The sequence below is a fragment of the Burkholderia cepacia genome, from assembly GCF_029962485.1.
In the GTDB taxonomy this organism is placed as follows: domain Bacteria; phylum Pseudomonadota; class Gammaproteobacteria; order Burkholderiales; family Burkholderiaceae; genus Burkholderia.
Genome location: NZ_CP073639.1, coordinates 220,329 through 241,758 on the forward strand (window position 1 = coordinate 220,329; position 21,430 = coordinate 241,758).

Genomic DNA, 21,430 nt, shown 5'->3' on the forward strand with positions numbered 1-21,430 from the left:
AAAACGGAGACACAATGAAACTGAAATGGATCGCTGCTGCCGTGCTGGCGGCAACAGGTAGTGCAGTACATGCCCAGTCCTCGGTGACGCTGTATGGTGTCATCGATTCCGGGATGTTGTATCAGAGCACGTCGGCGGCCACGTTGAGCCCGAATGCGCCGAATCTCGGCAAGGTCTATCGCTACAAGGACGGTGGTATCTACGCGAGCGCATGGGGCCTCAAGGGATCGGAGGACATCGGTGGCGGGTATCGCGTCAATTTCAAACTGCAGGGCGAATTCGACAGCGGCAGCGGCAGGTTCAACCTGTCCGATACGCCGGGCACGGCGGCCCAGTTCAACCAGATCGCAACGGTTGGCGTATCGGGACCGTTCGGTACGCTGAACTTCGGTCGGCAGATCGTGCCGATTGCCTATGCAATGGCCGACACGGACGTACGGGGCGCGCATTATTTCGGCAGCACGCTGACGGCATGGCTCGGCATGAACCAGGCTGCCGGCTGGCAGGGCGTCAGCACCAACGCGCCGATCGGCGCGTTGTACGACAGCAACGCGATCGTCTATGAATCGCCGAAGTTCGCGGGCCTGTCCGCGGCACTCGAGTACGCACCGGGCGGCGTGCCGGGCAGCTTCCAGGGCGGTACGCGGGAGTCTGCCGTACTGAAATATTCGAACTATGGCCTTCGCCTCGCGGCCGGCTACTACATTGGCCACGACACGAACCCCGGCCCGACGACGGTGGCCACCGGACTGGCCAACAACCGCCTTCTCTATCTGGGTGCGCTTTACACGTACCGTGCCTTGTCGATTTCCGCATCGTATTCGAACGGCAGGAATCCTTCGCATTCCGACCTGATCAACCTCGACCTGTATTCGGTCGGCCTCGGCTACCAGTTCTCGCCTGCGTTCAAGGTGACCAGCGGCGTGTACTACCTGAAGGACCGCAACAATTCGACCAACAAGTCGACCGAAGTTGCAGTCGGCGCGGAGTACAACCTGTCGAAGGCGACGCTCGTCTACGCGCAGGTCGGGCATGTGAACAACCGTGGAACGATGACCCAGCCAATCACGTTCGGACAGCCCGTGGCGGCGGGCATGAGTACGACGGCGGCCATGCTGGGCATCCGTCACGCTTTCTAGCGAGGGCTTCGTCGCAACGCGCGTGGCGAAGTGTGAACCGGGCGACGACGACGTCGCCTGGTATTCCCTGGAGGCTTGATGCGGACGCATGCTTCGAACGATTGATTCGACTCGCCAGCCCGATACTTTGCGAGTGTTGGCTGATCCCCCGAGTTCGCTCACGTCGCGAGCGTCAAGGCGATCCGGAACCTCGCCTTCAACAGGAGTTGTCATCTCATGTCTCATCCCATTTCTACTTTGGGCGCGGTCCACACCATCGTCAGCCTGGTGACGGTTGCAGCAGGTCTCTATAGCGTGGCCCGATATCGGGGGATCGACAGCTCAACCCGGTCCGCCAGGATTTACGTGACGGGGATGGTGGTATCCGTGCTCACGTCGTTCGGCTTGTCCAGTACCGGCGGTTTCAATGTCGGGCACGCACTCGGCATCGTGGCGCTGTTCGCGACATTGGGCGGACTGCTCGTTCCGCGTATCAAGGTTTCGGTGCCTGCGCAGCCGTACCTGGCCCAGTTCGCATTCACGTTCAGCTTCTTTCTGCTGTTGATCCCCGGGATCAACGAGACGCTGACACGGCTGCCGGTCGGTCATCCCCTCGCGAACGGGCCTGAATCCCCGATCGTGCGCGGATCGCTCGCCGTGTGGCTGGGCGTGTTTGTGCTGGGATCGATATTCCAGTTGATTTGGCTTCGCTCGCACCGCAGCCGTACATGAATTCGCCAATTCGTCGGCGCGCGCCCGCCGGACCGTATCAAGCGCTGTCGTGACGCATTTCTTGAAGTCATCAAAGCCCCCCGAGCGCCGTTTTTCCCGGACGATGTCGATTGCCGATACTCGGCCGCACGCGCTTCTGTCAAACTGGCGCCCATGAAACCGCGCCTCATTTCACCGCCTTCCCCCGATTCCGCGCCTGCGCCCGCAGGCTTTCCCGACGCCGACGAACTGGCCGCGCTGCGCGCGTGGTATGCGGGCATGACCGTGCGCCAGGCCGTCGAGCGCTACTTGCCCGATCGCCTGGGCGAGGGGCGATCGGCGCGCGGTGTGATCGGCGCGATTCGCCGCCGCCTCGTGCGCGTCGCGCGGCAGGCCGGTCGGCCCGATCTCGCGGAACGGCTTGGTCATTCCGATGGTGAGCGTTTACGGGAGGCGAAAGCGGCAACCGAAGCGATCGGCCTGCTGCGTCATGCGCGTGCGCCATTCCCGCAGATCAGCGACGACGTCGGCCTGTGGCTGCCTGCGCGCGCGGTCGTCGCGCTGCGTGCGCATGGCATCGCGACGCTGGCCGACCTGACGGTGCGGATTCCGCGCCGGCGCCAGTGGTGGAGTGCGATCACAGGCCTCGGCGTGGCCAGCGCACGGCGCATCGAGGCGTTCTTCGCCGCGCATCCGGACCTGACCGAACGGGCGCGCGCGCTGATCGCCGCGACGCCGCGCGGCAGCATCGTGCCGTGGGAACAGCTGAAGCTGCCGCACGAGGTCGACGGCTCGGCCGGCACGTTCCGCGCGCCGCGCGCGACCAGCACACTCGACGCGGACAACGACTACGCAGCCGTGCACGCATGGCTGTCGCTGCACGAATCGGCCGCGACGCGGCGCGCATACCGCAAGGAGGCCGAGCGGCTGATCCTGTGGGCAATCGTCGAGCGAGGCCGCGCGCTGTCGTCGCTGACGACCGAGGACGCAGTTGCTTATCGCGCGTTCATCCGCCGCCCGACGCCGCACGAGCGCTGGGTCGGGCCCGTGCGGCCGCGCGGTGCGCCCGACTGGCGGCCGTTCTCGGGTGCGCTCTCCGCGCGCTCGGCCGCGTACACGCTGTCGGTGCTCGGCGCGCTGTTCCGCTGGCTGATCGAGCAGCGCTACCTGCTCGCGAATCCGTTCGCGGGCGTGAAGGTGCGCGATACGCGCGGCGCGAACGCACTCGATACATCGCATGCGTTCACCGAAGGCGAGTGGCTGTTGGTCCGCACGATCGCCGACGGGCTCGAGTTCCGCAAGCGCAGCGCTGACGGCGCACCGCAGTCAGGCTGGACGCCGGCTGCCGCGCAACGGTTGCGCTTCATTCTCGATTTCGGCTATGCGACCGGGCTGCGCGCGAGCGAGCTGGTCGGCGCGACGCTCGGCGGCATCGAGACGGACGCGCACGGCGACGCGTGGCTGAAGGTGATCGGCAAGGGGAGCAAGGCCGCACGCGTCGCGCTGCCGCCGCTCGCGCGCACGGCGCTCGACCGCTATCTGGTCGCGCGCCGGCTGCCGGTCACACCTGTGCGCTGGCGGCCCGATACGCCGCTGATCGCGAGCCTGGCGGAAGACGAGGCGGCCGCGATCACGAGCGTGCGGTTGTGGAAGGTGATGCAGCGATTCTTTGCGCAGACGGCCGAGGCCGTCGAGGCCGATAACCCGGCGCTCGCGCAGAAGCTGCGCCAGGCGAGCCCGCACTGGATGCGGCATACGCATGCGACGCACGCGCTTGCGCGCGGCGCAGAGTTGACGACGGTGCGCGACAACCTGCGGCATGCGTCGATCTCGACGACGTCGATTTATCTGCACGGCGACGATGTGAAGCGCGCGCGGCAGATGTCGAGTGCATTTGCCGCCGACAAGTAAGCGGATGGCGCGGCGGCGCTTTCGCTCGTTTGCCCGAGCCGGTCAATCGGCGGCCGGGCCGTCGCGTTCCGCCGCCACGCGCGCGAGCCATTCCGCGTAACTCGATGCGACGTGCTCACGCAGCTCGTCGTCATGCCACACGCGGATCACCTGGCCGATCACGCCGCCTTCCGCGGGATCGAGGTCGAGGCAGAGATGATTGCCGCTGCCGTCGTGCGTGAACGGAATCCACTTGAGGTTGTACCAGTCGTCGCGGATGCCGGCATCGGGTTCCGACGTCATGCCGTCGAAGTCGCCGTCGGAAACGAGTTTCTGCCAGATCGACCATTGCGCGACGATCTCCTGCGCGCCGAGCAATGCGTCGCTTTCGGTGAAGACGGCGTCCGGATCGGCTTGCCCGTCGTGCAGCCGGAGGCTGTCGATCACGTCATCGGGCAGCGTCGAACCCAGTACGGCATGCAGTTCGGCAAGCACATGATCGTCGGCCGGCCCGTTCAGGCCGCCCGGCAAGCTGGCGGGATGGGCGGCGATCGCGTGCTCGATGCGTGTCCACGCGCCGCGAACGTCGGGCGTCGCGGTGCCGGCAACCGGTGCGTCGGGGGAGGGGGCGGTCTGCGGCGGTTGCGCCGGAACGTTCGCGGGGGCGTCCGGCGTCACGGCGGTGGGCGATGCGCGCGTGCCCGTACCGTCCAGCCGCAGAAACAGAACGGGCGTCCCGGCCGGCAGCACATCGACGCCCGCCGGGATTGCGACGAGCACATCGGCCTCGGCGATACCGCGAATCGGTCCGTCACCCTGGAACGGCAGCAGGCGGACTCGCGCTTCGCCGCATTCGGTTGCGGACAGGGTGCCCCACCGCATCCCGTTGCATTCGGCATCGGGTGCGATGTCGTGCGCGGTCAGCGCGGTTTCCCAGTACGGTCCCGGCGCCGCAACATGTTCCAGCAGATCGAGCACGTGCGGGACGATCGCGTGCATCAGCGCGGCGACGCCGCTCGTATGGCCCGGCAGATTGACGAGCACGGTCTGGTCGTAGCTGACGAACGCTTCCGTTCGGTAGACGGAGCCGTCCGGCCTGGTGGATTGCACGGTCCACTTCGTCGGCGGCGAACGGTCGTCGCTCCGTCCGACATTGAACCGGTCGCCGGGTGTCTGCTTGATCCGGATCGTCTCGCGACTGTTCGAGTACATCGTCTGCGCATTCAGGCCGCGAATCTCGAACGGTGCACCAGCCGGCAATCCGGCACCGACAATCAGGTCGTAACGGCCGGAAAGCGCGGCCAGCCGTTGCCTGAATTCTCGTTCGTTGCGCTCCACCTCGGACGACCACGGAAACGACGAGGGCAACGGCAGGATCTCGACGGCCGGCACCTCGTAACCCCATTGCCGCAGCACCGCGCGCAGATACGGCCCGATCGAGTCGAATCGCTGCCAGGGCTCGCGCGCGTGGCCCGGCGGCACGCTGTCGTAGCCGGCGATCACGACGCCGATACGCGGCCGCTTCGTGACGGCAATGTCGCGCACGCCCGCCGCGATCAGCACCGCCTGCCGAGCGGGCGTGATCCGCATCCCTTTCGCGAGCAGCACCTGTCCTTTCCGGAATTCGCTGCCGACGGCGATCACGTGCTGTCCGGCCGCCAGCGGCGCATGGAACCGCAGGCGTGCGCCCGCGTTTGCGTCGATCCATCGATGCTCCGTCTTCGGCGCAACCGTGTCGGCGTGATCCGGCATGGCGACGTAGGCCGGAATGCTGGCCGCTCGCCGTGGGGCGAGCGCACGGGCGGCCGGGCTGGCCGTGCGTGACGCCAGCGGGGCCAGCCCGAGTTCGCAATCGAGCTCGACGGGTTCGGCGCGGGAGGCCGTTGCCGTATCGGCCGCACGCAACGCGTAGCCGTCGCAGGCGGCAAGCGCAACGGAAGGAACGTCGTCGGGTGCGATGACGTCCTCGGCCGTGACACGCAATGCAGCGTCATCGATCGGAATCATCTCACTCAGCATCGCGCCGGGGACGAGATACCTGCATCGTTCGTAGGCTAGCCTGAGCCATGAAGGGAAGTGGGCGGGTACGCTCATCGAAATCCTCGTCGTGATGCTTCGGGGTACACCATTGTCGGGCCAGGCAGCCCGCGCGTCGCATCCGACGCACGATCGAAGCCGGATTTTTGTGAAGCGCTATTGGACGATTCATCGCGCCGTGACGTAACTGTCAGGTGTGTCAGGAGATTGTCGGCTGGGGAGGCGCACCTGTGCTGGAACAGGCTTTCCGTCGACGAAAGGATGATGCGCCGCAGCGTATCCGCCAATGGAGCGGAACGGACGGCGCACACGACGGTCATAGATGCTTTGCGAGGAGCAGTGAATGGCATCGAGCCAGAGCACGGTCGATTTCATCGTCGAGCAGATCGCGGCGGCTGGCGCGGTATCGGCCCGCAAGATGTTCGGAGAATACGGCATCTATTGCGACGGCCGGATGGTCGCGCTCGTCTGCGACGATCGGCTGTTCGTCAAGCCGACACCGGAAGGGCGCGCGTATCTCGGCGCCTGCGAGGAAGGCCCGCCGTATCCGAGCGCGAAACCGCACCTCGTCATCGCCGGCGATCGCTGGGATGACCGCGAATGGCTGTCCGCACTGATCCGGATCACCGCCGCGCAGTTGCCGATGCCGGTGAAGCGGAGCCGATAGCGGTAGTGCGACATGCCGGCGTATTCTGTGACACATGCGCGCGACCCTCGCGCGGCAGGGAGTACAAGAATGGGGACATCCGGACATCCGCGCGGCGCGTGGCGTGCCCGCCGCGTCTGGCACGCGCTCGTTGCGGCCCTGTGTGTCGGCTGGAGCGTGCTGTCGTTCGGCGCCGACGGCACGAACGGCGCGGCCGCGCTGCTCGATCGTTATCACAGCCTCGGCGCGCAACTGAAGGACAACGCGTTTCACCGGCCGCTGGTCCTTGAATCGGCGGAGGCGTCGTCGTCGCTGAAGGGCGACATCTATGCCGTGGTCGACCATCCGTTTGCGGCCGTGAACGGCCAGCTCAACGATCCCGCGCAAGGCCCCGCGAACTGGTGCGCGGTGCTGATCCTGCACCTGAACACGAAATACTGCCATGCGTCGAGCGACAGCAACGGCCCGGTGCTCGACGTGAACCTCGGCCGCAAGATTCAGCAGAAGCTGTCGGATACCTATCGCGTGCAGTTCCGCTATCGCGTGGCGGCCGCGACGCCCGACTACTTCCAGGTCGACCTGACCGCCGACAGCGGCCCGATGGGCACGAAGGATTACCGGATCGCGCTGGAGGCCGTGCCGGTCGGCGCGTCGCGCACGTTCCTGCACCTCACGTATTCGTATGGTTTCGGCACGGTCGGCCGGATGGCGATGAAGACCTACCTCGCGACGGTCGGCAGCGACAAGGTCGGGTTCACGAACGTCGGCGCATCGGCCGCACAGCCGCAGTACATCGGCGGCGTGCGCGGGCTGCTGGAGCGCAACACGATGCGCTACTACCTCGCGATCGACACGTATCTCGCGACGCTCGACAAGCCGCTCGACCAGCGCCTCGCGCGCTGGTTCGACGCAACCGAGCAGTATCCGCAGCAACTGCACGAGGTCGAGCGAAGCGCATATCTGCAGATGAAAGCGCAGGAGGTGCAGCGGCAGCAGGCGGCGCGCTGACGGTGCGATCCGCCGTCGCGCCGCCCGGCGTCAGTTCGATGCGCCGCCGACCGTGCGGATGCTGTGCCATTGCCCCTGTTCGACACGGAACAACGTGTACGGCGGCTTGATCAGGTCACCGCGCTCGTCGAACGAGATCTTGCCGGTCACGCCGGTGACCGACACGCCCGGCAGGCTCGCGACGATCCTGGCGCGATCGAGCGAATCGGCCTTGCGGACCGCCGCGATCATCGCGAGCGCCGCGTCGTATGCGAACGGCGCATACAGCTCGACGTCCTGGTTGAAGCGCGCCTTGTAGCGCTGCGCGAACGCGACGGCGGACGGCAGCTTGTCGAGCGCGGGGCCGGGCTCGAGATCCTGCGTGCCTTCGCCCGCGTTGCCGGCGATCTTCAGGAATGCGTTGCTTTTCAGTGCGCCGGCGCCGAACAGCTGCGCGCGGATGCCGAGCGAGCGCATTTGCTTGACGAGCATCGCGCCCTGTTCGTCGAGCCCGCCGAAGAACAGCAGGTCGACGTTGTTGCTTTTCATCGTCGTCAGGATGCCGCGGAAATCGACGGCCTTGTCGTTCGTGTATTCGCGGCCGACGATGCTGCCGTGCGCGTCCTTCACGCCTTTCTCGAAGGCGTCGGCGAGGCCCTGGCCGAACGCGGTGCGATCGTCGATGATGCCGATCCGCTTCGCCTTCAACTGCTCGACCGCGAAGTGGCCGGCCACCACGCCGCCGACACCGTCGTGCCCCATCGTGCGGAACACGTTCTTGAAGCCCTGCATCGTCAGCTGCGGATTGGTCGAGCCGGGCGTGATCATCGCGACGCTCGCCTGCTTGTAGACGGCCGACGCGGGAATGCTGCAGCCCGAGTTGTAGTGGCCGATCACGCCGACCACACCGTCGTCGACGAGCTTCTGCGCGACCTGGATCGCGATGCGCGGATCGGCCTGATCGTCCTGCACGTCGAGCACGAAGCGCACCGGCTTGCCGCCGATGGTCGGATGCTTCGCGTTTTCCTCGTCGAGTGCGAGCTGCGCACCGTATTGAAGATCCTTGCCGACGCGCGCGACCGGCCCCGTCAGCGGGCCGGCGAAGCCGATCTTGACGGTTTCGGGGTCGGCCGCCTGCGCGGCCCCCGCGATCGTGCCGATCGAGCAGACGGCCAGCCATACCAGCCAGTTTCGACGATGCATGATGCCTCTCCTTGCGTTGGTGGAAGTCGTGGCGCGCGTCAGAATCGCGCGGCCCGGTACGGCGTGAGGTCCAGCGGCGGTGCGCGCTGGGCGACGAGGTCGGCGACGATCCGCCCGGTGATGCCGGCGAGCGTCACGCCGAGATGCTGATGACCGAATGCGTGGATCACGCGTGCGCTGCCACGCGCGCGGCCAATCACGGGCACACCGTCGGGCAATGTCGGCCGGAAACCGAGCCAGTTGCGCGTCGGCGTGCCGAGCGACGGCACGGCTTCGCGTGCGGAGCGCGTGAGCAGCGCGACGAGCGACGGGTTCATCGGCGCGTCGAAGCCGCCGAGTTCGACGGTGCCGGCCGCGCGCAGCCCTTCGTCGAGCGGCGTCATGTAGAAGCCGCGTTCGGCCCAGCCGACCGGCCGCGTGACGATCTGCCCGGGCGTGCCGAACTGCACGTGATAGCCGCGCTCGGTATCGAGCGGCACCGCGTCGCCGCACGCGGCCGCGAAGTCGCGCGAGCGGGCGCCCGCGGCGATGACGACGTGATCGAACGCGCGCACCGTGCCGCCTGCCTGCACGGTCACGCTGTCGCCGGCGGGCGCGATCCGCTCGACGCGCGCGCGTTCGAGCGTCGCGCCGCCGCCGGCGAGTTGCGCGAACAGTTCGCCGAGAAAGCCGTGCGGATCGGAAAAATGCCAGCTGCCGACGAACAGCACGCCGCGCGTGAAGATCGGTGCAAGCGCGGGCTCGAGCGCGCGAATCGCGCTCGCGTCGAGCGTCTCGAACGGTACGCCGAGCCGGCGCCGCAGCGCGAGCGACGGTTGCGCGGCATCGAACGACGCCTGCCGCGCGTACAGGTACAGGCATTCGCGCGGCCGCACGAACGCCGCGAGCCGCGGCGCAGCGAGCAGCGGCGCATAGCCGTCGGCGGCGCGCGACAGCAGCGCGGCCAGCGCGCTCGCGCTGCGTGCGTGGCGCGCGGGCGTCGATGCCAGCAGGAACCGCGCGAGCCACGGTGCGCCATGGAGCAGGTAGGGCCAGCGGATGCGCAGCGGGCTGTCGGCGGCGAACAGGAAGTGCGGCATGTTGCGGAACACGGACGGGCCGTTCACCGGCACGCAGCCGTACGGCGCGAACGTCGCGGCATTGCCGAACGACGCACCCTGGCCGACGCCGGCCGGATCGAACAGGGTCACGCGATGCCCGTCGCGCTGCAGCCATGCCGCCGCGCCGAGCCCGATGAAGCCTGCACCCACGATGGCGACATTCGCCATGACGCTTCCCCTCCGGTCCACGTGATTCACACAAAGTTGCGATCAAGAATCACACAGTAATTTTTTGTGTGCAATCAAAAAGCGATTGTGTGGCGCTAGTGTTTACCCGATTCCAATTCATTGATTCAGCAGACTTTTCCGTAAGCGTTTGACGGGGCGGGGATGTCATATACAATCGCTGGGCAAGTCAAAACGGCAGACAAACGCTTTTTGTGTGGTCACGGGCGACAAATGGCATCAGACAAACTTTCAGGCGAGCGCGACAGCGGCCTGCCGGCGCAGGCGAAGCGGCCGACTTATGTCGAGGTATCGAGCTCGATCGAGGCGGAAATCCGCAACGGCATGTATCCGCCGGGCAGCCGCCTGCCGCCGCAGCGCCAGCTCGCGACCGAACTCGGCATCAACGTGTCGACCGTGTCGCGTGCGTACAAGGAACTGCAGCTGCGCGGCCTCGTGATCGGCAGCAAGCGGCGCGGCTCGCTCGTCACCGGCGGTGCGATGCCGAGCATCGAACCGGCTCGCGCGTCGCTCGCGGCCGGCAACGGTGTGATCGACCTGACCGTCAACCGGCCGGCCACCGGTGAATTTCTCGCGAGCCTCGCGCAGACGTTCGGCACGCTGCCGAACGACCCGCGTTTCGCCGCGTTGCAGGAATACCAACCGCCGCAAGGCCCCGACTGGGCACGCGCGGCCGGCGCGCAGTGGCTCGCCGCGCCCGGCTTCACGCCGTCGCGCGACCAGGTGGTCGTCACGAGCGGTGCGCAGCACGGGCTGTATGCGGTGCTGAACAGCCTGATCGGCACCGACGGCGTGATCGTCGCCGATCGCCTCACGTACTACGGCCTCAAGGCACTCGCGCCGGTATTCCAGTTCGAGATCGTCAGCGCGCCGGCCGACGACGACGGCCTGCTGCCCGACGAGATCGAACGGATCTGCCAGCGCATGCCGGTCAAGGCGATCTTCGTCGTGCCGAACCTGCAGAACCCGACCGTGACGACGATGAGCCTCGCGCGCCGGATGGCGCTCGTCGACATTGCCCGCCGCCATCACGTGACGATCATCGAGGACGATGTATACGGGCCGCTCGTGCGCGACCGGCTGCCGGCGATCGCGGGGCTGTGTCCCGAGCTGACGTTCCATATCGGCGCGACGTCGAAGATCCTCGCGCCGGGGCTGCGCCTCGGCTACCTGAGCTGCCCGCGCGACAGCGTCGCACTGTGCGCGGAAGCCGTGCGCACGACCGCATGGATGCCTGCGCCGACGTCGATGCTGATCGCGACGGTATGGATCGAGGACGGCACGGCCGAGCGGATCATGGCCGCGCAGCTCGCGGAGATCCGCGCACGCGTCGATCTCGCACGAGAGCTGCTGCCGGCCGGGCAACTGAAGTCGGACCCGGCATGCATGTTCGTGTGGCTGCGGCTGCCGCCGCCCTGGCGCGCCGACGATTTCGCCGCGAACGCGAAGGCGCGCGGCGTGATCGTGATGCCGTCGTCGACGTTCGCGGTCGACCGCGCGGAAATCGAGCACGGCGTGCGCATCAACCTCGCGTGCCCGGCCACGCGCGACGAGCTCGTCAACGGGCTGCGGATCCTGTCAGGCACGCTGAAGGACCGGCCGCGCGCGCTGTTCGGCTCGATCTGACCGCGGCCAGGGCGTGAACAGGCCCTAGTCGAGCAGATCCGCGACGACGTCGACGATCCGCTGCAACAGCGCTTCGTCGTAGGGCAGCCACGGCACCGCACGCAGCGGCGACGGCGGCGGCTCGATCGCGGCATCGACAGGCTCGCCGTCGCGTGTCACGCGGCCGGTCGCGCAATGCACCGACCACGCGCCGACACGCACGTGGCGTTCGTCGATCGTGATCTTCCCTTGCGCAACCGGTTCGGCGAACACGAGCGACAGCACGTGCTTGCGATGCCGCGCCATCACGCCGAGCGGCAGATCCGACAACCGGTTCAGGCGCTGCCAGCGTTCGGATTCGAGCTCGCGCAGGCGAGCCGGGTCCGCTGCAAGCGAGGCGGTCGCCGCGCGTGTCGCGTCGTCGTCGAGCGCGAACGCGGCCACGCTGACGAGCAGGTCGACCGCGCGCGCCACTTCGGAGAACACGACCGCGTCGATCTTGCCGATCGGCAGCGGCACCCAGCGCCGGTCGTGCCGGCGCTCGAAATGCAGCCGGCGCGATGTGCCGTGGCCCTCCGTTCCGGGGAAAAGCCGCGCATCGACGAGGAAGGTTGCGCGTACGTCGCCGAATTCGCGGGCGAGCCCGTCGTCGTACGCACGGATCGACCAGCCTTCGCGGCGCGCGACGCCGAGCAGCGGTCGGCTCGACAGCACATGACCTTCGAACATCGCGGAATCGTTGGCCGACGCGTCGCCGTCGGCCGGTACGTAGTACTCGCGGAACGCCTGCCTGACCGGTTGCCGGAGCGTGCGGCCGACGATCGCGCGCTGCCACGCGAGCCGCTCGTCCGCGTCGGCCAGCAGCGGATGCCAGAGCCGGATCTCGCAGTCATCCGCGAGGTCGCATGCGTGCCCGCTCACGTCGCGCAGCACGACCTTGCCTTTCGCGATGTCGGGGATGAACGATTGCGTCGATCCATCACGGTCGCGCGCTTGCCAGATCATCCGCGCGGAGAACGCGGCGCCGGCCGGCGCATCGACGAGCCGCTCGCGCCATTCGGCATGACCGAGCGACATCGGCTGCCAGAATCCGGCTTCCATGCACGTGGCGAGCATCGCGAGCTGCTTTTTGTCCGGTTTCGCGTCGAGCGTCATGCGCAGTGCGGTATGCGGCCGCTCGCCGAGTGCGCGTTCGGCCGGCTTCAGGTTGCGCGCGAGCTTTTTCTGCACGCCGGCGTGACGCACGGCGGCCAGCGCATCGCGCAGCGCCCGCACGCTCTCGGGCGTCGGGATCGTCTCGACCGCGTGGCCGAGTGCGATCGCGAGCGACTGCGACGGCGCCGTCTTCGCGGTTGTCGGCGCCACGCATACGCCGGTCAGCAGCGGCCCGATCAGCGGGCGCAGCCACGCTTCGTCGCGATAGGCGGCCACGCGCGCGGCGCGCGCGACGACCTGCGCGTCGTCGGTCGTGAATGCGCGATCGGCTTCGTACGGCACCGCGCCGGCATGAAGCGCGGTGACCTGTTGCGCGGCCTCGGTCAGCGCGTCGCGCGCGAATCCGACATACGCGGCGTCTTCCGCGAGCGTGACGGCCGGGTCGCCGAGGTCGAGCCACAGCCGCTTCGGCGCGAAATAACCGTCGTTCGTCGCGGCCAGTGCGAGCAGTGCGGGCGCGCCGAGTTCGGGTAGCACGTCGAGTTCGCGTACGCGAAACGGCGAATCCGCCAGCGCCTGCGCATACGCATCGCGCCGTGCGGAGAAGTCGCGGCGGCCGGCGAACCAGTCGAGCGCGTACGCGCCATAGGCGGATGCCGCGCCGATCTCGCCGTCTTCCGGTTCGCCCGCGATGCGCGCGAGCTCGGCCTGCAGCGCGGGCGACGGCAGCGCGTCGAGGCAGGGCAGGTCTTCCAGCGCGCGTTTCCATCCGCCGGGCGGAATGTCGCGGAACAGTTCGAGTGCGGCATCGGCGTCGACGAGCGGCACGAGGCCGAGCGCATCGATTTGCCCGCGCAGCCAGCGTGCGAATTCGGCGCGCGGGTCGTCGTATGCGTGGTCGCGCCGCATGAGCGCGTGCTCGGCGCGACGCAGCGCCGGCCAGACCGTACCGAGCGTGTGGGCATCGAGCGTCGACAGGTCGATCGGCGCGCCGGTGAAGCGCGGATGGTCGGCGCTGCCGGTCAGTCGCGCGACGAGCCGCGCGGCGAGATCGCGATCAGTCATGGGCGGTTTCCTTGCCGGTGGCGCGCGATGCACCAGTGCCGGCGCGGTCGGGCGTTACGTTCTGACACCATTTCATCATCTGTACTGGTCGGGCGGCGCTGATCGCGCCGCCGAGGCCGGCTGCTGGTTCGATCGTGTGCGGCATGGGTCTGACTCCGGCAATGAAAACCGTGCGGTCGCACAGTATTGCACCCCTATCGAGACAGTCGGACGAATACCCGCGCGGCGGGCTTTCCCGGCCGATACGGCCTTGCTGCGCAAGGTTTCCGGCCGTCCGGCCATTTCATAAGACGTACAGTTCTCCCGCAATGCGCGATTCGCGCCGAACTGTACTCTTGTTCGCGTGGTCGATGTGTGTACTCGCCGCCAACTGTTCTGCTCTTAAGATTCCATCATCAAGTGCACAGTGCCGCAGATCCAGTCGTACCGGAACCCTGTCGGCGCATCTTCAAGAGAGAGCCAGTGCGATGGAAAAGGCAAAACCGGAGGGAAAGATCAGGAATCACGACGGCCCGGTCGGCGGGCGAAACACGTGCGTGTCGGACGCACACGGCATGGCGGCGCGGCTGCGCATGCCGGCGGGAGACGCACGATGAAACTCTATGAAAAACTCGCGGACGACATCGAGCGCCTGATCCGCCAGGGCGTGTACCGGCACGGCGACCGGATTCCGTCGGTGCGGCAGGCGAGCCAGCAGCACCGGATCAGCATCACGACCGTGTTGCATGCCTACCTGCTGCTGGAAAGCCGCGGGCTGCTCGAAAGCCGGCCGCAGTCGGGCTATTTCGTGAACCTGCGGCGCGACGACAGCCACGCACCGGTGCGCGAGCTGCGGCCGTCGAAGCCGATCGCGATCTCGTCGTCGGTCGACGTGAGCCGGCTCGTGCTGTCGACGCTGCGCTCGATCGGCACCGACGATGCGGTGCCGCTCGGCTCGCCGTACCCGGACCCGAGCCTGTTTCCGTTCGAGAAGCTGAACCGCTATGCGTACGCTGCCGGCCGCGACAAATCGCTGTGGGGTGTGACGGACGGGCTGCCGCCCGGCCATCCGCGGCTGATTCGTCAAATCGCGCGCCGCTACCTGGAAAACGGGATGTCGGTGGACCCGAACGAGATCATCGTGACGGTCGGCGCGACGGAGGCGATCAACCTGTGTTTGCAGGCGGTCGCGAAGCCGGGCGACACGATCGCGGTGGAGTCGCCGACGTTCTACGCGATGCTGCACGCGATCGAGCGGATGGGGATGAAGGCGATCGAAGTCGCGACGCATCCGGAATACGGGATCGACATCGCGGCGCTGGCCGCGATCGCGAAGTCGCAGCCGATTGCCGCGTGCATGGTGATGCCGAACTTCCAGAACCCGCTCGGCTTCCAGATGCCCGACGAGCGCAAACGCGAGCTGGTTGAGTTCGCAACGAAGACGGGCATGCCGATCATCGAGAACGGCGTGTACAACGAACTGTATTTCGGCGATACGCATCCGAGTTCGCTGAAGTCCTACGACCGGACCGGGATCGTGCTGCATTGCTCGTCGTTCTCGAAGAGCCTGACGGCCGCCTACCGGATTGGCTGGGCGCTGCCGGGCCGTTATCGCGATCAGGTCGAGAAGCTGAAATTCCTGAATACGCTGGCGACGCCGTCGCTGCCGCAGCTGGCGATCGCGGAGTTTCTGGAACGCGACGGCTACGAGCATCACCTGCGGCGCTTGCGCAAGGCGTATGCGCAGCAGGCGAACCTGATGCGGGCGATGGTGTCGCGGTTCTTCCCCGAAGGCACGCGTATTTCCAGCCCGGCGGGCGGCTACGTGTTGTGGGTCGAGTTGCCCGCACAGGTCGATGCGATGCGGCTGTATCAGCTCGCGCTGGAGCAGGGCATCACGATCGGGCCTGGCTACATGTTCTCGATCACCGACAACTACCGGAACTTCATCCGGCTGAACTACAGCAGCCCATGGTCGCCGGAGATCGAGCAGGCGGTGATCATGGTCGGGAAGCTGGCCGCGGCGTGCATGCGGTGAATGGAGGCGCGCGGTGTCGTGCGTGTCGATGACGAAGCCGGCCTTGTGCCGGCTTTGTTTTTTTTGAAGCGTTGCCCGTGCCGCTCGAGCGATTCGGTCGGCGCCCGGGCGAGTCGAAGGCGGCCGGCCGGCAAGCACGTACGGGCGTCCGGGTCGGCCGGTCAGCCCGGGCGCAGCACCCACGCAGCCCAAGCACTGGGCTATGCTTGTGGAATGCTCCGAGACAGGACAGCGCAATGAAAAGATCGTCGATGGCTGCCGCGTGCTGGGTCGCCGCACTGGGTGCGGTGTTTCCGGTCATCGCGCAGGAAGTCCCGCGCGCAACGGTCCCGCTCCACATGGGCCCCGGGCCGGTAATCGGGGGTAGCGCCGATTCCGGTTTGACGAGCCACACCGTCCGGCAGCCGGACGCGCCGTTGACCCGTCTGCTCGTAATTTATGAAGACGACACTGCGGTCCACGCGCCGTCGTCCGGCAACGACCCGACACGCGACACGCGCACGTACGCAACCGACGGAGACGTGGTCGCCCGGCACGTGCCGCCGATCCTGCAGGCATACGGCGTCGACGCACAGGTCCGTTCGGTCGAGACGGACCTCGTCGCCACGCTGCTTGCCGACAACCGGCAGCACGATCGCCTGCCCGTCCTGCTGCTCAGGGATGCCGGCACGCAGGATGGCTTTCGCGCGACGCTGAAGATCACGGCGTCGCTGGCGGACAGCGACGGCACACCGCTTTGGACCGGCGCGGCCGACGCCAGCTACATGGGCGTGCAGTGGGGCAAGCGCGACGTCTACGCGGAGCGGCAGCAAGCAACCGTCGACGCGCTGCTGCGCAAGATCGCCGCCGATCTGCACGACCGGCGGATCATCGGCTGACACGCGCCGTGTGGCCGGCGCGTTGCGGCGGTACCAGCGCGTAGGGGCACGGGATCACGATCAGCCCCGACGACCTGTTCCCGATCGCGGACAACTACCGGAACGGGGTTCGTGCGTTCGTGATCCGCGCGTCGCGTCACCCACCCGTCACCGGCGGAAAAAACGCGACCTCGCTATCCTCGCGCACGACGAATTCCCCGGTCACCATCTCGAGGTTCACGGCTGCCCGCACGGGGCGGTCCATCCGCAGTGCATCCGCACTGCGCGCGTCGCGCGCGGCCAGCGTGCCGCGCAGCGCATCGACGGTGAGTTCGCGTGCATCGATCTCGACGATTTCCTCGTCGCGTTCGAGTTGTTCGCGAATGCTCGCGAAGTATTTGATCGTCAGTTTCATGGCGATGTCTTGAATGGAGTCGGCGGAATCGGAAAGCACATAGAGAATGCAGTCAGCCCCAGCGCCGCATCGCCTGGTCGTCGTGCGTCTTCGCCTCGACCCAGCCGGATTCGCCGTCGTGCCGGATCTCCTTCTTCCAGAACGGCGCGTGCGTCTTCAGGAAGTCCATCAGGAATTCGCAAGCATCGAATGCGGACGCGCGATGCGCGGCGGCCACCACGACCAGCACGACGGCCTGGCCGAGCGGAATGCGGCCGACGCGGTGCACGATCTTGACCGCTTCGAGCCGCCAGCGTGCGCTGGCTTCCTCGACGATGCCCCACAGCGCCTGTTCGGTCATCGTCGGGTAGTGCTCGACTTCCAGCGCGACGACGTCGTCGACGTCGCCTTCCTTGCGCACGACACCGAGGAAATTCACGACGGCACCGACATTCGGATTGCGAACGATCGGCGCGAGCTCGGCGCCTGCATCGATCGGCGCGTACTGCACGCGCACTTCGAAGCCGGCGGCGATCGCGGGCGGCGGTTCGGTGTGCGGGTCGGCCGCATCGGCGGGAAGCGGGTGACCGCCGGCACGCAACGGATCGTCCGGCAGCCCGGCGCGGGATTCGGTGAAGGTTGTCATGACACGTTCTCCTGTAGGCGGCGCGTCCTGTGTCGCGCGGCGGCCGGTCAGCCGCCGACGAGCGACATGCGCACGGTCGGATAGGTCTTGCCCGGCGCGCGGGCCGGCCGTGCGGCCCGGCGCTCGGAATAGCGGTCGTCGCGCCGCATCCAGCGATCGCGGACGGCGGCCGCGAGATCGTTGGTCGACGCTGTTTCGTCGAGCCACGGCCGCAGGTCGGTGCCTTGGGTCGCGAACAGGCACGTATAGAGCTGCCCGTCGGCCGATACGCGGGCGCGCGAGCAGGTGCCGCAGAACGGATGCGACACGCTCGCGATGAAGCCGACTTCACCCGCACCATCGATGTGCGCGCAACGGATCGCGGTCGCGTCGTGCCCCGGTTCGCCGACGAGCACGAGCGGATAGTGTTCGTCGATCAGTTCGCGCATTCGCGCGGCCGGTACGACCTTGTCGCCGGACCAGAAGCTCGCACCGCCGACGTCCATGTATTCGATGAAGCGTATCGCCACGCCGGTATGCCGGAAGTGGCGCACGAGCGGCAGGATCTGGTCGTCGTTCGCGCCGCGCTCGATCACCGCGTTGACCTTGACCGGTGCGAGCCCGGCTGCGTGCGCGGCTTCGATGCCGGAAAGCACGCGCGACACGGGCACGTCGGTGTCGCTCATCCGGCGGAATACGGCATCGTCGAGCGCGTCGAGGCTCACGGTCACGCGTGACAACCCGGCGTCGCGCAACGAGCGCGCCTTCGCGGCGAGCAGCGAGCCGTTGGTCGTCAGCGCGATTTCGACGGGTTTGCCGTCGACGGTCGTCAGTGCGGAGAGCCGCTCGATCAGCGTCTCGAGGTTGCGGCGCAGCAGCGGCTCGCCGCCCGTGATGCGGATCTTCTCGACGCCGAGCGATGTGAACGCGCGTGCGATCCTTTCGAGTTGCGCGAACGACAGCCGCTCGGACGACGGCATGAATGCATAGTCGGCACCGAAACTTTCGCGCGGCATGCAGTAGCCGCAGCGGAAGTTGCACTGGTCGATCACGGACAGGCGCAGGTCGCGCAGCGGGCGCCCGAGCGTGTCGGACGTGCGGGGAAAGGCGCCGGGCGATGCGCCGCCGGATGAAGCGGCGGCGGCCGGCGCGGCTGAAGCGATGGCATTCACGATCGGTTCGTCGGCCTGCATGAAGTAAGCGGAGGGGCGTCGCCGGTCGGCCGTGCGGGTACCGACGTGTCGGCGCACAGGTCGTGACGAGCCTCATCGTGAGCATAGTCCGCCGGGTTTTGCCGGCAGAGGCACAATCGCGCCCGAATTGCAGGAATACAGTTCACCGTGCGGCGGGCGCGGCGCAGGCACCGCATCGGGCGCGTGATCGGCGTCGCGCTCATGCGAGCCAGTGCGCAAATTCGTAATACGGTACGGCGTCGCCGCGCGCGACGGCTCGCCCGGCCGGCAGCCGCGCAAGCCCGCTCGCCTGTACGAGCGACTGCAGCGTGCCGGCGCCTTGCTGGCGCAGCGTATCGAGCACCGGTACGCCATCGGCGCCGACCGTGCAGCGCACCCGCACGAAGCGTTCGCGCTGCGCATCCGGCTCGAAGCCGGTGTCGATCGGCAGCGACGGCACGACCGGCAGGCACGCATCGCGCCCCTGCAGGCGGCGGATCAACGGCGCGACGAGCAGCGCGAATGTCGTCATCGCGGCGCCCGGATTGCCGGGCAGCAGCACGACGGGCCGCGTGTCGAGCCGCGCGAGCGCAACCGGTTTGCCGGGCTTCATCCGCACGCCGGTGACGATGAACGATGCATCGAGCGCGGTCAGCGCGGGGCGCAACAGATCCTTGTCGCCGGCCGATGCGCCGCCGACGCAGATCACCAGGTCGCAACCCGCGTGCAGGTCACGCAGCGCACGATCGACGGCCGCCGCCGTGTCGGCCGCATGCAGGCTCATCGCCGCGCTGGCACCGGTTCCGGACACCAGCGCGGCGAGCATCGGCGCGTTGCTGTTGTAGATCTGCTGCGGCGCACGCGGCTGGCCGCACGCGACGAGCTCGTCGCCGGTCGTCAGGATGCCGACGCGCAGCGCCGGACGCACATCGATGCGCGCGAAACCTTGTGCGGCGGCCACGCCGACGTGCATCGCGCCCATCCGCACACCGGCCGGCACGAGCAGGTCGCCGGCGCGCACTTCCTCGCCACGGCGGCGGATGTGCGATCCGCTGCGCTGCGGCACGTCGAACGTGACCCAGCCGTCCTGTTCGCGTGCATGCTCCTGCATCACGACGGTATCCGCGCCGGGCGGAATCACGCTGCCGGTAAAGATGCGCGCCGCCGTACGCGCGGCCAGCGGCGCCGGCGTGTCGCCTGCATAGCAGCGTTGCGCGACGCGCAGCGGCTCGCCATGCGAGAGATCCGCGTGACGCACGGCATAGCCGTCCATCGCGCTCTGGTCGGCCGGCGGCTGGTCGAGCACGGCGGTCAGCGGCGCGGCCAGCACGTGGCCGGCTGCTTCGGCGACCGGCAGGGAGGCAGTGGTCGCAAGCGCGGCAAACGCGCCGGCGAAGTGCTGTTGCGCGGTATCGAAATCGAACAGGTGTTTCATGACAATAGGGCCGGGTGCGCGGGCGCAAGCGCCGGTTGGTCGGGGTGAACGGCGTCGGGCGACACGTATTCGACGAAGCCGTCGTTGCGGCAGAAGCCGAGCAGCCGGACGCCGGCTTCGCGGGCGACGTCGATCGCGAGCGACGTCGGTGCCGAGATCGTCGCGATCATCGGGATGCCGACCCGCGCGGCCTTGCGCACCAGTTCGTAGCTCGCGCGGCTCGACAGGAACACGAAGCCCGCGTGCAGGTCGGCGCGGCGCCGCGCGAGATGCCCGATCAGCTTGTCGAGCGCGTTGTGGCGGCCGACGTCCTCGAACACGTCGCGCACGGCGCCGTCGCGGTCGCACCACGCGGCTGCGTGGATGCCGCCCGTCTCGCGCATCAGCGCCTGGTGGGCCGGCAGCGTGCGGGCGGCGCGTGCAATCGCGTCGGCGCCGATGCCGGCCGCGGCGCCGGCGGCCGCGATGCGCGGCGGGTGCAGGTCGAGCTGCGCGATGCTTTCGATCCCGCAGACACCGCAACCCGTGCGTCCGGCCAGCGCGCGCCGATGGGCCTTCAGCGCCATGAACGCCTGCTGCGACACGGTGAGCCGCACTTCGGCGCTGCCGGGCCGGCATTCGCTCTCGATGTCGAATACGTCCGACGCACGCTCGACGATGCCTTCGCTCAGCGCGAAGCCGAGGCCGAACGCGTCGAGGTCGATCGGCGTCGCCATCATGACCGTGTGCGAGATGCCGTTGAACACGAGTGCAACCGGGGTTTCCTCGACGACGCGATCGACGGTGTCGCGCGCTTCGCCGGCGCGATGACGCGTCACCTGACACGCGGCGCTGCCGGTCGGATCGTCGAATCGGGTGCGGGACTCCATGCGTTTTTTCTCCAGGCGGATCGTCCGGTGCGTACGCCGGACGACGGGAATCGGTGCCGCCGGGGGGGGCGCCGGGTGGGCGCACTACCGCCTCGGGCAGGCGTTGCATAACATGTTAAGTGGAGTGAACAGCGCGCCGCAGGCACAGCGCTGCAACGCGGAAAGCAGTACAGCTGACCATCCCGCGGGCACGAAATGTGTTTTCCGTACACACATCTTCGGCGACGGAAGCAGCACAGTTTCAGCGCACGTTCGAGTGATTGCGAGTATCGTTGCAAACGCGATATCGTCATTCACGCTTCGATGCCATGCGAGTGACCGTTTGTGTTCGCATGTGTTGTCGCCAAGCCGTCGCGCG

Annotated in this window: 18 protein-coding genes; 8 read left to right on the plus strand and 10 right to left on the minus strand. The window is 67.8% G+C overall.

Translation table 11 applies throughout. The features are described from left to right. Positions 1 to 14 precede the first annotated feature (14 nt). The 3 genes from KEC55_RS32105 (at position 15) to KEC55_RS32115 (ending at position 3,740) form a co-directional block, all read left to right on the plus strand. On the plus strand, positions 15 to 1,139 hold the full coding sequence (locus tag KEC55_RS32105; protein ID WP_282512722.1) for a porin: 1,125 nt from the start codon (positions 15 to 17) through the stop codon (positions 1,137 to 1,139). A 216-nt stretch (positions 1,140 to 1,355) separates the two neighbouring features. Further along, entirely contained in the window at positions 1,356 to 1,850 is a 495-nt protein-coding gene (locus KEC55_RS32110) for a hypothetical protein (RefSeq protein WP_282512724.1), read from the plus strand. 153 nt (positions 1,851 to 2,003) lie between these two features. Beyond that, positions 2,004 to 3,740 carry a site-specific integrase gene (locus tag KEC55_RS32115; RefSeq protein WP_282512726.1) on the plus strand — a complete coding sequence of 579 codons (1,737 nt, stop codon included), beginning with the start codon at positions 2,004 to 2,006 and terminating at the stop codon, positions 3,738 to 3,740. A 42-nt stretch (positions 3,741 to 3,782) separates the two neighbouring features. Here the strand turns inward: KEC55_RS32115 and KEC55_RS32120 are convergent, their stop codons facing one another. Next, positions 3,783 to 5,726 (minus strand): SMI1/KNR4 family protein, encoded by a 1,944-nt coding sequence (locus tag KEC55_RS32120; protein ID WP_282512728.1) that lies wholly within the window; start codon positions 5,724 to 5,726, stop codon positions 3,783 to 3,785. A 373-nt stretch (positions 5,727 to 6,099) separates the two neighbouring features. Between KEC55_RS32120 and KEC55_RS32125 the strand changes: the two genes are divergently transcribed. Further along, positions 6,100 to 6,423, plus strand: a complete 324-nt coding sequence (locus KEC55_RS32125; protein ID WP_282512730.1) for a TfoX/Sxy family protein — start codon at positions 6,100 to 6,102, stop codon at positions 6,421 to 6,423. A 69-nt stretch (positions 6,424 to 6,492) separates the two neighbouring features. Continuing rightward, a complete protein-coding gene (locus tag KEC55_RS32130; protein WP_282512732.1) occupies positions 6,493 to 7,410 on the plus strand; it encodes a hypothetical protein in 918 nt (305 codons plus the stop codon). Positions 7,411 to 7,440: 30 nt separating this feature from the next. Here the strand turns inward: KEC55_RS32130 and KEC55_RS32135 are convergent, their stop codons facing one another. Both KEC55_RS32135 and KEC55_RS32140 read right to left on the minus strand, forming a co-directional pair. Beyond that, a complete protein-coding gene (locus KEC55_RS32135) occupies positions 7,441 to 8,592 on the minus strand; it encodes a branched-chain amino acid ABC transporter substrate-binding protein (protein ID WP_282512734.1) in 1,152 nt (383 codons plus the stop codon). Positions 8,593 to 8,630: 38 nt separating this feature from the next. Next, on the minus strand, positions 8,631 to 9,860 hold the full coding sequence (locus KEC55_RS32140; RefSeq protein ID WP_282512736.1) for an NAD(P)/FAD-dependent oxidoreductase: 1,230 nt from the start codon (positions 9,858 to 9,860) through the stop codon (positions 8,631 to 8,633). Positions 9,861 to 10,091: 231 nt separating this feature from the next. Between KEC55_RS32140 and KEC55_RS32145 the strand changes: the two genes are divergently transcribed. After that, positions 10,092 to 11,504, plus strand: a complete 1,413-nt coding sequence (locus KEC55_RS32145; protein ID WP_282512738.1) for a PLP-dependent aminotransferase family protein — start codon at positions 10,092 to 10,094, stop codon at positions 11,502 to 11,504. Positions 11,505 to 11,528: 24 nt separating this feature from the next. Here the strand turns inward: KEC55_RS32145 and KEC55_RS32150 are convergent, their stop codons facing one another. Beyond that, positions 11,529 to 13,703, minus strand: a complete 2,175-nt coding sequence (locus tag KEC55_RS32150; RefSeq protein ID WP_282512740.1) for a DUF4132 domain-containing protein — start codon at positions 13,701 to 13,703, stop codon at positions 11,529 to 11,531. Next, the gene (locus tag KEC55_RS32155) at positions 13,696 to 13,848 is read right to left on the minus strand and encodes a hypothetical protein (RefSeq protein WP_282512742.1); all 153 of its coding nucleotides are present in this window, start codon (positions 13,846 to 13,848) and stop codon (positions 13,696 to 13,698) included. Before KEC55_RS32155 ends, KEC55_RS32150 begins: the two co-directional genes overlap by 8 nt. Positions 13,849 to 14,295: 447 nt before the next feature. On the opposite strand from KEC55_RS32155, the gene KEC55_RS32160 reads away from it, so the two are divergent. Together KEC55_RS32160 and KEC55_RS32165 are read left to right on the plus strand one after the other, a co-directional pair. Continuing rightward, positions 14,296 to 15,720, plus strand: a complete 1,425-nt coding sequence (locus tag KEC55_RS32160) for a PLP-dependent aminotransferase family protein (protein WP_282512744.1) — start codon at positions 14,296 to 14,298, stop codon at positions 15,718 to 15,720. Between the two features lie 236 nt (positions 15,721 to 15,956). Continuing rightward, the gene (locus tag KEC55_RS32165; RefSeq protein ID WP_282512746.1) at positions 15,957 to 16,598 is read left to right on the plus strand and encodes a hypothetical protein; all 642 of its coding nucleotides are present in this window, start codon (positions 15,957 to 15,959) and stop codon (positions 16,596 to 16,598) included. A gap of 136 nt (positions 16,599 to 16,734) precedes the next feature. On the opposite strand, the gene moaD is transcribed toward KEC55_RS32165, so the two are convergent. The 5 genes from moaD to fdhD all read right to left on the minus strand — a co-directional run bounded on the left by moaD (position 16,735) and on the right by fdhD (position 21,072). Continuing rightward, positions 16,735 to 16,992, minus strand: coding sequence for a molybdopterin converting factor subunit 1 (moaD, locus tag KEC55_RS32170; RefSeq protein ID WP_282512748.1), 258 nt, complete (start codon positions 16,990 to 16,992; stop codon positions 16,735 to 16,737). Positions 16,993 to 17,044: 52 nt separating this feature from the next. Then, complete coding sequence (locus tag KEC55_RS32175) at positions 17,045 to 17,617, minus strand: molybdenum cofactor biosynthesis protein MoaE (protein ID WP_282512750.1); 573 nt, start codon at positions 17,615 to 17,617, stop codon at positions 17,045 to 17,047. A gap of 47 nt (positions 17,618 to 17,664) precedes the next feature. After that, on the minus strand, positions 17,665 to 18,789 hold the full coding sequence (moaA, locus tag KEC55_RS32180) for a GTP 3',8-cyclase MoaA (RefSeq protein WP_282512751.1): 1,125 nt from the start codon (positions 18,787 to 18,789) through the stop codon (positions 17,665 to 17,667). A 199-nt stretch (positions 18,790 to 18,988) separates the two neighbouring features. Beyond that, the gene (locus tag KEC55_RS32185) at positions 18,989 to 20,203 is read right to left on the minus strand and encodes a molybdopterin molybdotransferase MoeA (protein WP_282512752.1); all 1,215 of its coding nucleotides are present in this window, start codon (positions 20,201 to 20,203) and stop codon (positions 18,989 to 18,991) included. Continuing rightward, positions 20,200 to 21,072, minus strand: a complete 873-nt coding sequence (gene fdhD / locus KEC55_RS32190; RefSeq protein ID WP_282512754.1) for a formate dehydrogenase accessory sulfurtransferase FdhD — start codon at positions 21,070 to 21,072, stop codon at positions 20,200 to 20,202. Before fdhD ends, KEC55_RS32185 begins: the two co-directional genes overlap by 4 nt. Positions 21,073 to 21,430: the final 358 nt, after the last annotated feature.

Excerpts from the sequence above, each read along its gene's own strand:
- KEC55_RS32105 (WP_282512722.1), top strand. The coding sequence starts at position 15 with ATGAAACTGAAATGGATCGCTGCTGCCGTGCTGGCGGCAACAGGTAGT.
- KEC55_RS32110 (WP_282512724.1), top strand. The coding sequence starts at position 1,356 with ATGTCTCATCCCATTTCTACTTTGGGCGCGGTCCACACCATCGTCAGC.
- KEC55_RS32115 (WP_282512726.1), top strand. The coding sequence starts at position 2,004 with ATGAAACCGCGCCTCATTTCACCGCCTTCCCCCGATTCCGCGCCTGCG.
- KEC55_RS32120 (WP_282512728.1), bottom strand. The coding sequence starts at position 5,726 with ATGATTCCGATCGATGACGCTGCATTGCGTGTCACGGCCGAGGACGTC.
- KEC55_RS32125 (WP_282512730.1), top strand. The coding sequence starts at position 6,100 with ATGGCATCGAGCCAGAGCACGGTCGATTTCATCGTCGAGCAGATCGCG.
- KEC55_RS32130 (WP_282512732.1), top strand. The coding sequence starts at position 6,493 with ATGGGGACATCCGGACATCCGCGCGGCGCGTGGCGTGCCCGCCGCGTC.
- KEC55_RS32135 (WP_282512734.1), bottom strand. The coding sequence starts at position 8,592 with ATGCATCGTCGAAACTGGCTGGTATGGCTGGCCGTCTGCTCGATCGGC.
- KEC55_RS32140 (WP_282512736.1), bottom strand. The coding sequence starts at position 9,860 with ATGGCGAATGTCGCCATCGTGGGTGCAGGCTTCATCGGGCTCGGCGCG.
- KEC55_RS32145 (WP_282512738.1), top strand. The coding sequence starts at position 10,092 with ATGGCATCAGACAAACTTTCAGGCGAGCGCGACAGCGGCCTGCCGGCG.
- KEC55_RS32150 (WP_282512740.1), bottom strand. The coding sequence starts at position 13,703 with ATGACTGATCGCGATCTCGCCGCGCGGCTCGTCGCGCGACTGACCGGC.
- KEC55_RS32155 (WP_282512742.1), bottom strand. The coding sequence starts at position 13,848 with ATGCCGCACACGATCGAACCAGCAGCCGGCCTCGGCGGCGCGATCAGC.
- KEC55_RS32160 (WP_282512744.1), top strand. The coding sequence starts at position 14,296 with ATGAAACTCTATGAAAAACTCGCGGACGACATCGAGCGCCTGATCCGC.
- KEC55_RS32165 (WP_282512746.1), top strand. The coding sequence starts at position 15,957 with ATGAAAAGATCGTCGATGGCTGCCGCGTGCTGGGTCGCCGCACTGGGT.
- moaD (WP_282512748.1), bottom strand. The coding sequence starts at position 16,992 with ATGAAACTGACGATCAAATACTTCGCGAGCATTCGCGAACAACTCGAA.
- KEC55_RS32175 (WP_282512750.1), bottom strand. The coding sequence starts at position 17,617 with ATGACAACCTTCACCGAATCCCGCGCCGGGCTGCCGGACGATCCGTTG.
- moaA (WP_282512751.1), bottom strand. The coding sequence starts at position 18,789 with ATGCAGGCCGACGAACCGATCGTGAATGCCATCGCTTCAGCCGCGCCG.
- KEC55_RS32185 (WP_282512752.1), bottom strand. The coding sequence starts at position 20,203 with ATGAAACACCTGTTCGATTTCGATACCGCGCAACAGCACTTCGCCGGC.
- fdhD (WP_282512754.1), bottom strand. The coding sequence starts at position 21,072 with ATGGAGTCCCGCACCCGATTCGACGATCCGACCGGCAGCGCCGCGTGT.